Source organism: Chryseobacterium flavum (assembly GCF_003385595.1).
GTDB lineage: Bacteria > Bacteroidota > Bacteroidia > Flavobacteriales > Weeksellaceae > Chryseobacterium > Chryseobacterium flavum.
The window spans coordinates 22,745-37,703 of sequence record NZ_QNUE01000016.1; the positions used below are offsets into that span (position 1 = coordinate 22,745).

Sequence of the window (14,959 nt, forward strand, 5' to 3'; positions counted from 1 at the left end):
ATTTACAGTTACCAACAAAGTATAAATTTGAAAAGAAACAAATGGAAATTTCTTCAGTAAAGGGTATTTTTTTAAGGTACATTTTAATGCCTTTAATCGCAATTATTATGATGTTTATTCTGGGAATTATCAGAAGAAACAAACCTGCGATAAAGATTAAAGTAATTATTGTGTATGTTCTTTTATGCAGTTTATGTCTGGCTATTCCCGGTGTTTTTGGGTTTGCCGGAAATCTATTTAATCCATACTGGTATCTTATTGCCCAGGTTATTTACCTTATTTTTGGGATCATTCATGTTAATTTGATGCACAAATATTTTAAGAAACATATTGATTCCGTAGGAATGAGTATTCTGTTTGAATCCATACTCTCTTTAACGTGTATGACACTCGGAGGATTTTTGTTTACCCTTTTGTTTAACTGGATGAGTAAAGGGACAGGATATGCTGTAATGGCAGCGACAAGCATGGTGATTTTTGTGGTTCCAATGGTATTTTATTACTGTTATATCCAGCTGATCAGCATTCCTTTTGATATTTATAAAACCTGGAAATACTCACCTGAACAAAAACTTCCGGACTTTGAAGGCGCAGATTTTGATAGACTGATGGTACTGAATGTTGAACTCAGTAAAAAATTAGAGGACAGCAACAGGTTCAGAATTAAAGCTAAAACCCTTCCGACCGGAGTTACTTTCGGAGATTGGTTTTACAGAGTAGTGGATGATTATAACCATAAAAATCCGGGATCAGTAATTCATCTTTCAGATCAGGAAAATGAACCTTATTACTGGATATTCTATACTAAAAAATCTTTTTTCAGCTTTAGAAAGTATATTGATTTTGACCAGGATATTTCTGCAAACAACATCTCAGAAAATGAAGTTGTAATCTGTAAAAGGGTTATCCAGCATGAAGAGGAGGGAGTTTTAAGAAAATCATAATCACAAAAAATTAAAAGTATTAAACATGATACAGCCTATTAAACATTTTGCAATCAATTGGGTGGATGGAATGAAAGTTTCCCAGAGGCACCTTAATGATCAGGATAATTTCTTAATTGATACTATCAGGGATTCCAATTCGCTTGGAATTACTACATATAACTATGGTCTTCTGCCTATTTCAAACGAATATACAGACCGGACTATTTTTGACGTTCATAACACTGCGACCAATGATGTACAGCTGGTTATCAAACGATGCAGCGCTGTTACAATGGCCGGATACCGGATAGAGCTTACTGACAGAAGAATTAGCGTAAAATCTTTAGCAAAAACAATGAATGAAGAACAGGCAGACGGAGATTATTATATTCTGATCTCTGTAAACCCGTTTGATAAAGTTCCTTTCGGAGATATTGATCCCGAAGAAATTCCTCCCCGTCATCCTAATGCACAGCCTAACCATCATATTGAGCTACTTCCGGTGACCTCACTTAACAGCAGCTATTCAGGAGGAAACTATCTGATCATTGGTAAAGTTGACCTGAGAGGGAATATTGCCCAGGTGGATTCTAATTTTATTCCTCCGTGTACCTCTGTTCAGAGCCACCCGGCCCTGATAGATTATTACAGCAGTTTTGCAAAATCTATCGGAAACCTGCAGCAATATGCATTTAAAATTATTCAGAAAACAACCCATAAAAACCAGAACACAGCTTTAGCACAAAATGTAAAGTTTTTATGTACCACAATGATCAATACATTTGGGGATATGTATTTTCAGTTTAGAAATATTACCCCATGGCAACCGCCGGTATTCCTGATTGAGTCTTTTGCTAAACTGGCACTTCATTTATACAATTCCACACAGCTGCTTGTTCCTGCAGAACTTGAGGAAATGCTGAATTACAGTCTGGAATGGAGTGAAATTGCACCGCATACGTTATTGAATCAGCTTTCAATTGTTGCAGAAACAAACTATGATCATCACAACTGTGGTGAGCCATTAATCTATATCCAGCAAATGCTGAGAAGCCTGGAAACCATTTTTTCTAAACTGAGTGAGCTTGATTATATCGGTCAGAGAAAAGAAAATATTATTGTTAATGAACAGGAAGTTTCTACCAATACAAATCCTAAGCGGGGATGGAGCGTACTTGATTAATAATGATACATTAAATATAAATCCCGGATCTCTGTTCGGGATTTTTTTATGTAAAATTTTATTATTAGGCATCGGGGAAATAGAAAAAGTATTAGAATTTTTGGCGTTCTAAAGTATTTATTAAAAAAAGACCTGAGATATTGCCTCAGGTCTTTTACTTATTTTTTGTTCAGAAGTTCTAAAGTATGCTCTACATGTCCTCCTCCTTTCCATTCATCATGTCCGGGAATGATGAGGGTTGCCTGTGAATATTTGGATTTAAGTTTTTCCATGGTTTGTGGCCATTGCGCTACATTCGCCTCTCCTGTATAGCCCAGGTCTGTGGCTGTCCTGCTTTTTACCAGACATCCTCCGTCCAGGACTTTATATTTCGGAAACCATACGACAACATTATCAACTGTATGTCCCTCTCCCAGAAAATCGACAGTAAATTCTTCTCCGCCAATGCGGTAAGGCTTTCCGGTTTTAATAATTTGTGTTGAGGTGGCTTTTCCTTTTTTCTTCAGCAGCTCATTGGTCTTTACTGTGGCATACGTCTTAATTCCTTTTTCATTATAAAAGCTTAGATCACCGGCTCTGTCATCATGTGAGTGAGTGGCAAATACAGCAATGACAGGTTGACTATGACGTTTTCTGATGGTATCCATCAGGCTTTGGTACTGTGCTTTTTCCCATGGAACATCAAATAAAACGACTCCTTTTTTAGTTACAAGATAGGCTGCATTCGCTGAATATTCTTTTCCACCGAATACTCCAAAAGTTTTGTAAATGTATAAATTATTCTTGATCGGAGGTTCGATAACAAAATCTTTTACCTGAGCACTAACAAAAGGACTCAGCAGCATCGAAATAATAAAAAGCTGAATGTGTTTTTTCATAATTTTTTAGAATAAAATTAAAATTTGATTGTTTGCCGAAAGTGATCCGGACCGAGTGTACAAACGTAATAAAATTTAATCAGTAGAAATTTTATGAAAAAGAATTTAACCGTTTTTTAACAGTTGTAGAAAATAGAATCTCCTTGATTTATTTTTTAACCAATATTTTTTCGGTTGCTTTTTTACTGAGAATTTCTTTTTTACTACCGATTTCTATGGTCATTGATTTGTCAAAAGGCTCTATTTTAATAATCTTTATCCGGGTATCAAGCAGTAGTTTCCTATCATTCAGATAGCTCAGAAAGGCATCGTCAGAAAGGGTCACAGAAGCAAAGACAACAATTTCACCGGTTTCACAACTGCTTAATTTTTGCAGGTCCTGGGAAATGATATTTCCATCTTTATCAGGGATAGGTTCTCCATGTGGATCAAATTTAGGATAATCCAGAATCTCATCCATTTTATCGAAGAAGACTTGTGAATGGACATGCTCTAGCTGTTCTGCAATTTCATGTACATTCTCCCATCCGAAATTCATCTTTTTTACCAGAAACATTTCGGTAAGCCTGTGTTTCCGTACTACCAGTGCTGCTTCCCGTTTTCCGGTTTCTGTGACAACCAGGGGTTTATAAGTTTCGTAGATCACCCATTTTTTCTCAGCAAATTTCTTCATCATATTATTGACACTCGGCATTTTTACATTTAAAAATTTGCTGAGTTCATTAATGGTCACCTTTCCTTCGTTGTCAACTAAATGAAACAAAGCTTTCAGGTAATTTTCTTCTGTTAAGGTTGTTTTCAAAATGTTAGATGATTTTCAATACAAATCTAACAAAATAATAACAAAGGATGACTCTTGTTCTTTTAACTTTTTTTAATTTTACTTTATGAAATTCTCATTTAAAAACGATTATTCCGAAGGATGCCATCCAGATATATTACAGGCTCTTTTACAATATAATGCTGATCAGCAGGCAGGTTATGGTGAAGATGAATATTCTCTGAAAGCTAAGGAACTCATTAAAGAAAAGATAAAAAAAACTGATTCTGAAATCTATTTTGTTTCCGGAGGAACGCAGGCTAATTTAATTGTTATTTCTTCGGTATTAAAGCCTTATCAATGTGTGATTTCCGCCTCTCCGGGACATATTTTGAATAATGAAACAGGAGCTATTGAAGCCACCGGGCATAAAATATTAAGTATAGAAACTGAAGATGGAAAGCTTAGGCCTTCAGATATAATCCCGGTCCTTGAAAATCATAAAAATGTGCCCCATCAGGTCATGCCGAAATTGGTATATATTTCTAATTCTACAGAATTAGGAACTATTTATCAGTCTAAAGAACTGGAAGAACTTTCTGTTTTTTGCAGGCAGTATAATTTATACCTGTTTATGGATGGTGCAAGATTGGGACATGGCCTGATGTCAGAGATCAGTGACCTTACCCTGGATAAAGTTGCCGGGCTCACTGATATTTTTTATTTGGGGGGGACTAAGAACGGAGCTTTGTTAGGAGAAGCTATTATTGTTAATAATGCTGCTCTTCAGGAAGATTTCGCATTTAATATCAAACAGAAGGGTGCCTTGCTGGCAAAAGGAAGACTTTTAGGAATACAGTTTTTGGAACTGATGAAAGGAAACCTGTATTTTGATCTGGCAAAACATGCAAATCAACAGGCCATGAAAATTAAAAATGCTCTTCAGGCAAAGGGAGTAAAATTTCTTTCCGATACCTATACCAACCAGATTTTTCCCATTTTGAATAATGATCTTATTCAGATACTGTCCGTAAATTTTGAATTCTATATCTGGAAAAAGATAGACGACAATTATTCTGCAATCCGCCTTATCACTTCATGGAATACCGGTGATGCCCCGGTAAACCAATTTATTGATGTTATTGAGGATAACTTATAATAAAAAAACAGCCCTTTCAGGCTGTTTTTTATTGATAAAATTATTTTAAGGCTTTATTGACTATGTTGCAGTCTGCTGTATTTAATTTTTGCCCGTCTTTATAGCTGATTTTCTTCTCATCTGCATATTTGGACTGTCCATCTTCCTCTTTATGGTCACCAATACCTTCCGTCAAAGTATTGTCTTTCTGAAGGAAATAAATATCTCTTTTACTCTTTTTTCCTTCTGAGGCGAATTCATAAGTCAGTTTCAGTGTATCACCGGATCTGAAACCGGTAACATCTCCCGTTGAGCTGTCTTTTTCATTGTTTTTATAAGCCAGCTTTCCGGTAATTGTTCCCAGGTTATCATCAATTGATGCAAAAACACTGTCTTTACCAGTAGCTCCCAGATAACAGAACGATTTTGGCCCGAGCGTATCTATTACAGGTTCAGCAATGGCAACAGTGTCCGTTTCAGCTTTAGAAACAGGAGCTTCAGTTTTTTTATTACAATTTATTAAAAAAGCTGTTACAGTACTCAGTAAGATTAATTTTTTCATATCCTTAATTATAATCAAATTTCTATACTGCTAAATTAATAATAGTATTTGTATATTAAAAATATATAGTTCCCCCAAAAGCTATACATTATCACGCATGATTGGTATTGTGGAGGAAAGATTATCAGTAATTTGAATAATGTTAATCTTTATTTTAATAATCAGTTAGAAAAGAGCAGAAGAAATTCCGCTTTTTTATACCTCAAAAATGAAATTTCCAATAAACAATGATGAATAATTAAAAACATATAGAGTTTCCATCATTACGGATAACCGTATTTATCTATGATTGAGGTATATATTTTTGTAATAATAATATAGTGTACAATGAATTCTACTATTAGCCTGTGTTGTCGTTTCGGTTTCTTGTGATGGCAATTCAGGATGTTCTTATATAGCCTGGCTTCTGTAAATTATGGTTTATTTATGAAATTAGCCTCTGCCATTTAAGATGACAGGATTGGACTCAAATGTTTCCGACCTCCCGTTGTTGACTTTTACCAGAAACCTTAGTTTTTAAATTAAGTATTATATTGTAAACTTGCCTTTATCGGCAAAAATCCTTAAATTTACTTTTGTTTAATATCTATTTTTTGCCGACAACGGCATCTTATATCTTCATGAATTATATATCTGTATCTGATTTTTCCAAAAAATGGAATATACCTGAACGAACAGTAAGAAATTATTGTTCACAGGGTAGAATCAAAGGAGCGTTTTTGACTGGTAAAACCTGGAATATACCCGAGGATGCTTTACCTCCAAATAAGGAAGCTAAAAGTAGATTTAGCAACAATATTCTGTTAAATAGATTGAAAGAAGAAAAAGAAATGAAACTTAAAGGTGGAATTTATCATAGAACGCAGATCGATTTAACATACAATTCAAATAGAATAGAGGGAAGCAAACTTACGCACGACCAAACCAGATATATTTTTGAAACCAATACCATTGGAGTATCAGGGGAAAGTATCAATGTTGATGATATTATTGAGACAACAAATCACTTTCGAGCTATTGACGTAATTATTGAAAGAGCCAAATCTAAATTAACAGAATCTTTAATTAAAGAACTCCATTTCTTACTAAAATCCGGAACATCAGATAGTGCTAAAGATTGGTTCAATGTAGGAGCTTACAAAAAACTGCCAAATGAGGTTGGCGGTAATGAGACAACGACACCTGAACATGTGGCTGCAAGAATGAAAGAGATATTAACTGATTATAATGCCATTAAAAATAAAACGATCGAGGATATAATTGCTTTTCATTATAATTTTGAAATTATCCATCCTTTTCAGGATGGAAATGAGAGAGTAGGAAGATTAATTATGTTTAAAGAATGTCTTGCGAACAATATAGTACCTTTTATTATTGATGAAGATCTGAAATTGTTTTATTATAGGGGATTACAGGAATGGAAAAATGTCAGAGGATATCTTTTAGATACTTGTCTCACCGCTCAGGATAACTATAAAGAAGTTTTAAAATATTTCAAAATTCAATACTAGATTGTAATATAATCGTAACGGGGCTGAAACTTAATTATAAGCTAAAGAAGTGATTTCAAAGTAATGATTGCCGGGATCTGAAATTCCTTATTTTCCCTGTATTTCCCGGAAAGCATTTTATTTATCAGATAAATATCATAACTTGCAGAAATTATGATGTCAAAACGTTGCAAATATGCACTTAAAGCAATGGTCAGATTAGCAAGAAATTACAATCAAGGTTATCTGCCCACTTCAGTTATTGCACAGGACGAAAACATCCCCAAGAAATTTCTGGAACAAATCCTTCTGGAACTTAAAAGAGCTAAACTGGTCAACAGCAAACAGGGTAAAATAGGAGGGTATTATCTTTTGAAATCACCCGATGAGGTCTCATTAGCAGATATTTACCGTATTTTCGATGGTCCTATTGCTCTTACACCTTGCGTTTCTTTAAACTTTTACGAAGCATGCGATGATTGTGTCGATGAGGCAGTCTGTTACCTTAGAAAAGAATTGATGATTGTACGTGAAAAGACCAGAAAAAGCATGATGGAAGCCACTTTAACCAAGTTCATCAATAAAGAATAAAATTTTTTTTATTTAAATTCTACTATTTTGATAGGATTTATAGAATTTTATATATATTTGCAAGACTTAAATCTCAATTCAAAATGGAAAACAGTCTGAAAAATGAATTCGAAAATCTTGTAAAAGAGGCTGATGAAGCTTCTTTTCAAACTAATGGACTGCAATTACTGGCTGAAAAATTCCCTGACAGGGTGATCTTTTCCACCAGTTTCAGTTACGAGGATCAGGTCATTACTCATCTGATAAAAGATTTAAATATTGAAATTTTCACCCTGGATACAGGAAGACTTTTTGAACAGACCTATGAAACCTGGACCTCTACAAAAGCTTTCTTTAAAAAGAATATCAAAGCCTATTATCCGGACACGGAAGAGCTTAGAGAATTTGTCACAGAAAATGGCCCTGATTCTTTCTACCAATCTGTAGAAAAAAGAAAAGTATGCTGCACCATCCGAAAAGTTCATCCTTTAAAAAAAGCACTGGAAGGGTATAAGGTGTGGATTACAGGACTAAGAGCTGAGCATTCTCCCAACAGACAGAATATGCCTCAGCTGGAATGGGATCCGGATAATAAGATCATAAAATTCCATCCCATCCTTCACTGGACGACAGAGCAGGTGACAGCTTATGTAAAAGATCATCACTTACCCTATAATCATCTTCATAAAAAGGGATTTGTCAGCATAGGATGTGAACCATGTACCAGAGCAATTAAAGAAGGAGAAGATTTCAGGGCAGGCCGATGGTGGTGGGAAGATGCCAATAAAAAAGAATGCGGTCTGCATATTCATCAATAAAAAAAGAAAAACATGTCAATACAGCAGTTAAATTATTTAGATCAGTTAGAAGCTGAATCTATTTATATATTAAGAGAAGTAGCAGGTCAATTTGAACGTCCGGCTTTATTATTCAGTGGAGGAAAAGACAGTATCGTACTGGCGCATCTGGCAAGAAAGGCTTTCTTCCACGGAAAAATTCCGTTTACATTTGTTCATGTAGATACAGGCCACAACTTTCCGGAAGTATTGGATTTCCGTGATCAGCTGGTACAGCAGTTAGATGTCAATCTGGTAGTGAGGAAAGTGGAAGACACGATAAAAAGTAAAAAATTAACCGAGGCTAAAGGAAAATTCCCAAGCAGAAACTGGCTGCAGACTTACACGCTTCTTGATACCATTGAAGAATTTGAATTTGATGCCTGTATCGGAGGAGCCAGAAGAGATGAAGAAAAAGCCCGAGCCAAAGAAAGAATCTTCTCAGTTCGTGATGAGTTCGGACAATGGGATCCCAAACTTCAGCGTCCAGAGTTGTGGAATATTTTTAACGGAAAAATCCACAAAGGAGAAAATGTAAGAGCTTTTCCCATCAGCAACTGGACAGAACTTGACATATGGAACTATATCCGCAGAGAAAAAATTGCACTGCCTTCCATCTATTTCTCGCATGAAAGGGAAGTGATCGACTTCAACGGACAGTGGCTGGCCAATTCTTCACATGTTGTACTGGAACCGGAAGATATTATTACCACCAGAAAAATACGTTACCGTACCGTAGGAGATATGACCTGTACTGCAGCTGTAGAATCTGACGCTGTTACAATAGATGCTGTCATTGAAGAAATTGTAGCTACAAGAATTTCAGAGCGTGGTGAAACCAGAATTGATGACAGGGTAACAGAAGCCGCTATGGAGGACAGAAAAAAAGGAGGCTATTTTTAGATAAGCAATTAACAATGAGTAATAAATAAAGAATAGACAGCTTTTACTTCTTAACAACAGAACATTACTCATTACCAATTACTCATTATTTATAATTAAAATTCGGATGGATATATTAAGATTTATAACAGCAGGAAGCGTGGATGACGGTAAAAGTACCCTTATCGGCCGACTGCTTTACGATAGCAAAAGCATTTTGCAGGACCAGTTGGAAGTCCTTGAAAAACATTCTAAAAACAAAAATGAAGACGGGGTAGACCTTGCTCTTTTAACGGATGGTCTTCGCGCAGAAAGGGAACAGGGAATCACCATTGATGTTGCCTATCGCTATTTTTCAACGGCAAAAAGAAAATTTATCATCGCCGATGCTCCCGGTCACGTACAATACACCCGTAATATGATTACCGGAGCATCCAACTCAGATCTGATGGTTATTCTGATTGATGCAAGGAAAGGAGTGATTGAACAGACCAGAAGGCATTCCATCATTGCTTCTTTACTGCAGCTGAAGAAAGTAGCTGTAGCCATCAATAAAATGGATATGGTAGACTATTCCGAAGAAGTTTTTGAAAATATAAAATCAGAATATGCAAAAATTGCAGAAAATCTGGGGCTGAATGATGTAAGTTATTTCCCGATCTCTGCGTTAAAAGGAGATAATATTGTTTCAAAATCTTCCAGAACAGGCTGGTATGAAGGAAATTCCCTACTGGAATATCTTGAAGAAGTAACTTTACATGAAGAAAAAAATAACGGAAGCCGGTTTCAGGTTCAGTATGTGATTCGTCCTCAAACCGAAGAGCTGCATGATTACAGAGGATACGCCGGAAAAATATTAAGCGGAAAATTTACTAAAGGAGACAAAATCCATATTCTTCCGGCAGATCTAAGCACAGAAATTACGAAGATTGAGATCAATGGCGTTGAAAAAGAAGAAGCCTTTGAAGGCCAGCCAGCCGTTATCCACCTTGCTCATGATCTGGATATCAGCAGAGGAGATATTTTTGCCACGGAAGAACATGTTCCGGCCGTTGAAAAAGATCTTGAAATCCTTTTATGCTGGCTTGATCAGAAACCACTGCAGCCAGGAAATAAATATCTTCTTCAACAGAACAGCAGACTTATTAAAGCAGTGGTAAAAGAGATTGATTACAAGATCAATGTTAATACGCTCATCCGTGAACAGACCGATGGAGAGATCAAACTGAATGAAATTGTGAAAGTTACCCTCCGAACGGCACAGCCTTTGGTCTATGACAGCTTTACCAATAATAAAACAACGGGCTCTGCCATTCTGGTGGATGAAACGTCCAATTCAACGGTAGCAGCCTGCATAATTCAATAGAAAAAATGGCAATTTCCGATCAACTCATAGAAAGAATTCATCAGACCAAACACAATAGTATTCATGGATTCTTTGATAAAATAAAGACCAAAAAATGGGTCAAGGATTTGTATGAAACACTCTTCCTTCCTCAGGATGACAATACTGAAGATCAGCTGAAAAGAAATTTTGAAGCGCTCCAGGAAACACTTTCAGACCTTATCAATACGGTAACAGGAGATAAAATTATTACCGAAAAACAGGTTGATCGTTTTTTTGAAGCTTTACCACAACTCTATGATCAGCTGGTGCTGGATGCAAAATCCATTCTGGAATTTGATCCTGCTGCTGACTCGCTGGAAGAAGTATACCTGGCATATCCCGGCTTTTTTGCCACGTATGTTTATCGTATCTCGCATCAGCTCTGGAGTCAGGAAGTGAAAATTTTACCACGGGTTATCTCAGAATATGCCCACAGTAAAACGGGAATTGATATTCATCCGGGAGCCACCATCGGAAAGTCTTTTTTCATTGATCACGGAACAGGAATTGTGATCGGAGAAACAACGGTTATCGGAAACAATGTCAAAATCTATCAGGGAGTAACCCTCGGAGCCTTGAATGTTTCCAAAGAAAAAGCCCATCAGAAAAGACATCCCAATATTGAAGATGATGTGATTATCTATTCGGGAGCTACTATTCTGGGAGGCGAAACCACTATAGGCAGGGAAAGTATTATCGGAGGAAATGTCTGGATTACACAGGATGTTCCTGCCAACTCTCTGGTCTACCACAAAAGTGAAATAAAAATAAAGGATAATTCTTCATTACCTGAATCATTAACCTTTGTGATCTAAAAAAACAAAAATAAAAAGTACATTGATATGAAATTTCAGAATGCATTAGAAACGATTGGGAATACACCCGTCGTGAAAATCAACAAACTCTTCGGTTCAGATCATGAAGTCTGGATCAAACTTGAAAAAAACAATCCGGGCGGAAGCATTAAAGACAGAATCGGACTGGCGATGATTGAAGATGCGGAAGCCAAAGGATTATTAAATAAAGACAGTGTCATCATAGAGCCTACCAGCGGAAATACAGGAATAGGACTCGCTTTGGTTGCTGCCGTAAAAGGATACAAGCTAATCCTTGTTATGCCTGAAAGCATGAGTATAGAACGTCGTAAAATCATGGAAGCGTACGGAGCAGAATTTGTGCTTACCCCAAGAGAAAAGGGAATGAAAGGTGCTATCGAAAAAGCCAATGAGCTTGCTGAAGAAACGCCCAATTCATGGATTCCGAGACAGTTTGACAATCCAGCCAATGTACAAGTACATATAGAAACCACTGCTCAGGAAATTTTAAAAGACTTTCCGGAAGGACTTGATTATATCATTACAGGAGTAGGAACCGGAGGACATATCACCGGAATAGCAAAAGTGGTTAAAGAAAAATTTCCTAACATAAAAGTAATTGCTGTAGAACCGGAATTATCTCCTGTATTGAGCGGAGGAAATCCTGCACCGCATCCATTGCAGGGATTAGGAGCCGGGTTTGTTCCTTCTATCCTGGATATTACCCTTTTAGATGGAGTGATTACAGTAGGCAAAGAAGAAGCTTATGAATATGCCCTTAACGCAGCTAAAAAAGAAGGTCTTTTTGTCGGAGTTTCCACAGGAGCCGCTTTAGCAGCCATTGCCAAACATTTACCGGAAATATCACCTAACGCTAAAATCCTGACGATTAATTACGATACCGGAGAGAGATATCTGTCGGTAGAAGGACTTTTCTAATTCCTTAATTAACAACTACTTCAATGAAAACAAATATAAAATCACCAAAGGTTTACCTTATCGGTGCAGGGCCCGGCAACCCTGAACTGATCACTGTAAAAGCAGTAAAAGCAATTGCAGAAGCAGATGTCATTTTATGCGACCGTCTTGTAAGTCCCGAGATTCTGGAAACCTACGTTAATGAAAGCACAGAAGTCATTTATGTAGGAAAAGAATGCAGCAGAAATGCTTCCACCCCTCAGTCTCATATCAATACTTTAATGGTGGAATATGCCCGTCAGAATAAAACGATTGTAAGGCTGAAAGGAGGAGATGTTTCCATATTCTCGAATATTCTGGATGAGTTACAGGCTTTAAAACAACATCATATTCCTTACGAAATCATTCCGGGAATTACAGCGGCTTTAGGAGCAGCAGCGTTTGCAGGGATGCCTTTAACAGCAAGAGGTTATTCTACATCTGTTCGTTTTCTGACCTATTATAAATCGGAAATCGTAAGTGAAGAATACTGGAAAGAGCTTGCTTTAACCAAAGATACCCTTGTTTTCTACATGTCTAAAGGAAATCTTACTCCTCTTGTGGAAAAACTGAAAGCACTTCAGATTTCAGGTGATAAAAAAATTGCAGTCATTGAACAGGCTACGACTCCTTTTCAAAAGGTGTACACTTCATCATTTGATGATTTTAATGAAAAATTCGGAGACAAAAACTTTGCTTCCCCTTCATTGGTTGTGGTTGGCAAAATCGTCAATCTGCATGAAGAATTTTCATGGCTTGAAAATGCAGAACAGGAAGGCCTTTATTTCAAATCAGTAGAAAACGGAAGTCTGATTCCTACAACTCAAAATTTCTTTGAATATGCTGTCTGAAACTAAATTAAATGTATTAAAACAAATTTCCGGAGACCTCTCCAGAGACGAAGCCATCTGGGCAAGCGGGTACCTTGCGGGTATTGCAGGAGGATCATCATTAGCAGCCGTTCTTCCTCCACAGGAAACCAATAGCATTTCACAGAATGCCGTAAAGAAAATAACGCTGGCTTATGGTACAGAAACCGGAAACAGTAAGAAACTGGCTACTGCACTGGCAGGTATCGTGAAGAAAAAAGGGCTTCAGGTAAAGCTGGCTGACCTTTCCCAATACAAGCCAAAAGATCTTGCCAAAGAAGAGTTCTTTTTTGTAGTCATCAGCACTCAGGGAGAAGGTGAACCGCCTGCTCTTGCTAAAAAATTCTACGATTATATTCATGAAAATGAAATTGATCTCAGCGGACTTAAATACGGAGTTCTGGCATTGGGAGACAGTAGCTACCCTCTGTTCTGCCAGACTGGAGAAGATGTGGACTCACGCTTTGAAATATTAGGTGCCAAGCGTATTATTCCATTAAAGAAATGTGACATTGATTACGAACAGGAAGCTTCCCACTGGATAGAGCATGTATTTGAAACAGTCAATAAAAATGCGGGGCAGAGTACAAAAAATATTTCAGCGCCAAAAGTTTCTGCCGGAAGAAAAAGATATCAGGGAAAGGTTTCAGCCATCATCAATCTGAACGATATTACCTCAGAAAAAGAAACCTATCATATTGAAATTGAAACAGAAGAAGAGCTTAGTTACCGCCCCGGTGCTGCTTTGGGAGTGCCCCCTTTCAATTCAAAAGATGTTGTACATGAGATTATTACACTCACAGGAATTAATCCTGAAAAACAGGTTGAAACAACAAAAGTTACAGACACTGTGGAAGAACTCCTGCACAAGCATCTTAACATCAGCTATCTGCTTAAATCCGTAGTGGCTCAATATGCAAAAATAACAGGACATTCCATTCCGGAAGTCAGATTAAGTCTTCTTGATCTTCTTAGAATTTATCCCGTAAAAAATGCCGATGAGTTTGAAGAAATCTTACAGATATTAACCGCTCAGGCACCCCGTCTGTATTCCATTTCTTCTTCTCCGGAAGCCCATGGTGATACGGAAATTCATATTACCGTTGCGAAATCAGAATTTTTTATTGACCATCAGAAACATAATGGATTATGCAGTGGTTTTCTGAGTGAATTCAAAGAAGGGCAAGAAGTGGAGTTTTACATCCAGGATGCAGGACACTTCAAACTGCCGGAAGCTGATAAAGATATCATCATGATTGGTCCCGGAACAGGGATAGCGCCCTTCAGGTCATTCCTTTGGGAACGTGATGCCACAGGTGCAGAAGGAAGAAACTGGCTGTTTTTCGGAGACAGGAATTTTGTTTCAGATTTCCTTTACCAGGCAGAACTTCAGGATTTTCTTAAAACGGGCAGTTTAACACATTTAGATCTTGCTTTTTCCAGGGATACGAATGAAAAAGTATACGTTCAGCACAGACTGGAACAAAAAGCTCAGGAAGTATTTTACTGGCTTGAAGGCGGAGCATCTGTGTATGTATGCGGTGCTAAAGAACCAATGGCCCGTGATGTAGAACAAACGCTTCTCACGATTATACAGAATGAAGGAAAACGCAGCAAAGAAGATGCTGTAACCTACCTGGAAGAAATGGAACTGAGCGGCAGATATGCTAAAGATGTGTATTAAAAAGTAGTCGTAAAAATTAAAG

At 37.1% G+C, this 14,959-nt stretch carries 15 protein-coding genes; 12 read left to right on the plus strand and 3 right to left on the minus strand.

Annotation, left to right across the window (positions count from 1 at the left end):
- The first annotated feature begins 41 nt into the window (after positions 1–41).
- A complete protein-coding gene (locus DRF59_RS16815; RefSeq protein ID WP_115962860.1) occupies positions 42–944 on the plus strand; it encodes a TssN family type VI secretion system protein in 903 nt (300 codons plus the stop codon).
- Between the two features lie 25 nt (positions 945–969).
- Positions 970–2,109 carry a hypothetical protein gene (locus DRF59_RS16820; protein WP_115962863.1) on the plus strand — a complete coding sequence of 380 codons (1,140 nt, stop codon included), beginning with the start codon at positions 970–972 and terminating at the stop codon, positions 2,107–2,109.
- A gap of 158 nt (positions 2,110–2,267) precedes the next feature.
- Here DRF59_RS16820 and blaIND read toward each other — a convergent pair whose 3' ends face one another.
- Both blaIND and DRF59_RS16830 read right to left on the minus strand, forming a co-directional pair.
- Entirely contained in the window at positions 2,268–2,987 is a 720-nt protein-coding gene (blaIND, locus tag DRF59_RS16825) for an IND family subclass B1 metallo-beta-lactamase (protein WP_115962866.1), read from the minus strand.
- A gap of 148 nt (positions 2,988–3,135) precedes the next feature.
- The gene (locus DRF59_RS16830) at positions 3,136–3,789 is read right to left on the minus strand and encodes a metal-dependent transcriptional regulator (RefSeq protein WP_115962868.1); all 654 of its coding nucleotides are present in this window, start codon (positions 3,787–3,789) and stop codon (positions 3,136–3,138) included.
- Positions 3,790–3,874: 85 nt separating this feature from the next.
- Between DRF59_RS16830 and DRF59_RS16835 the strand changes: the two genes are divergently transcribed.
- A complete protein-coding gene (locus DRF59_RS16835) occupies positions 3,875–4,906 on the plus strand; it encodes a threonine aldolase family protein (RefSeq protein WP_115962870.1) in 1,032 nt (343 codons plus the stop codon).
- 40 nt (positions 4,907–4,946) lie between these two features.
- On the opposite strand, the gene DRF59_RS16840 is transcribed toward DRF59_RS16835, so the two are convergent.
- Positions 4,947–5,447, minus strand: coding sequence for a hypothetical protein (locus DRF59_RS16840; protein WP_115962872.1), 501 nt, complete (start codon positions 5,445–5,447; stop codon positions 4,947–4,949).
- Positions 5,448–6,067: 620 nt separating this feature from the next.
- Here DRF59_RS16840 and DRF59_RS16845 point away from each other — a divergent pair.
- The 9 genes from DRF59_RS16845 (at position 6,068) to DRF59_RS16885 (ending at position 14,937) form a co-directional block, all read left to right on the plus strand.
- Positions 6,068–6,958, plus strand: a complete 891-nt coding sequence (locus DRF59_RS16845) for a Fic family protein (RefSeq protein ID WP_115962875.1) — start codon at positions 6,068–6,070, stop codon at positions 6,956–6,958.
- 153 nt (positions 6,959–7,111) lie between these two features.
- Positions 7,112–7,528: an RrF2 family transcriptional regulator gene (locus tag DRF59_RS16850; RefSeq protein WP_115962878.1), complete on the plus strand. Its 417-nt coding sequence runs from the start codon at positions 7,112–7,114 to the stop codon at positions 7,526–7,528.
- An 83-nt stretch (positions 7,529–7,611) separates the two neighbouring features.
- Positions 7,612–8,325, plus strand: coding sequence for a phosphoadenylyl-sulfate reductase (locus DRF59_RS16855; protein ID WP_115962881.1), 714 nt, complete (start codon positions 7,612–7,614; stop codon positions 8,323–8,325).
- A 12-nt stretch (positions 8,326–8,337) separates the two neighbouring features.
- Positions 8,338–9,246 (plus strand): sulfate adenylyltransferase subunit CysD, encoded by a 909-nt coding sequence (cysD, locus tag DRF59_RS16860; RefSeq protein WP_115962884.1) that lies wholly within the window; start codon positions 8,338–8,340, stop codon positions 9,244–9,246.
- A gap of 106 nt (positions 9,247–9,352) precedes the next feature.
- A complete protein-coding gene (locus DRF59_RS16865; protein WP_115962887.1) occupies positions 9,353–10,591 on the plus strand; it encodes a sulfate adenylyltransferase subunit 1 in 1,239 nt (412 codons plus the stop codon).
- Between the two features lie 5 nt (positions 10,592–10,596).
- Positions 10,597–11,427, plus strand: a complete 831-nt coding sequence (gene epsC, locus DRF59_RS16870; RefSeq protein ID WP_115962890.1) for a serine O-acetyltransferase EpsC — start codon at positions 10,597–10,599, stop codon at positions 11,425–11,427.
- Positions 11,428–11,454: 27 nt separating this feature from the next.
- On the plus strand, positions 11,455–12,366 hold the full coding sequence (gene cysK, locus DRF59_RS16875) for a cysteine synthase A (protein WP_115962893.1): 912 nt from the start codon (positions 11,455–11,457) through the stop codon (positions 12,364–12,366).
- Between the two features lie 23 nt (positions 12,367–12,389).
- A complete protein-coding gene (gene cobA / locus DRF59_RS16880) occupies positions 12,390–13,235 on the plus strand; it encodes a uroporphyrinogen-III C-methyltransferase (RefSeq protein ID WP_115962896.1) in 846 nt (281 codons plus the stop codon).
- Positions 13,225–14,937 (plus strand): diflavin oxidoreductase, encoded by a 1,713-nt coding sequence (locus DRF59_RS16885; RefSeq protein ID WP_115962899.1) that lies wholly within the window; start codon positions 13,225–13,227, stop codon positions 14,935–14,937. The genes cobA and DRF59_RS16885 overlap by 11 nt, the downstream gene beginning before the upstream one ends.
- Positions 14,938–14,959 lie beyond the last annotated feature (22 nt).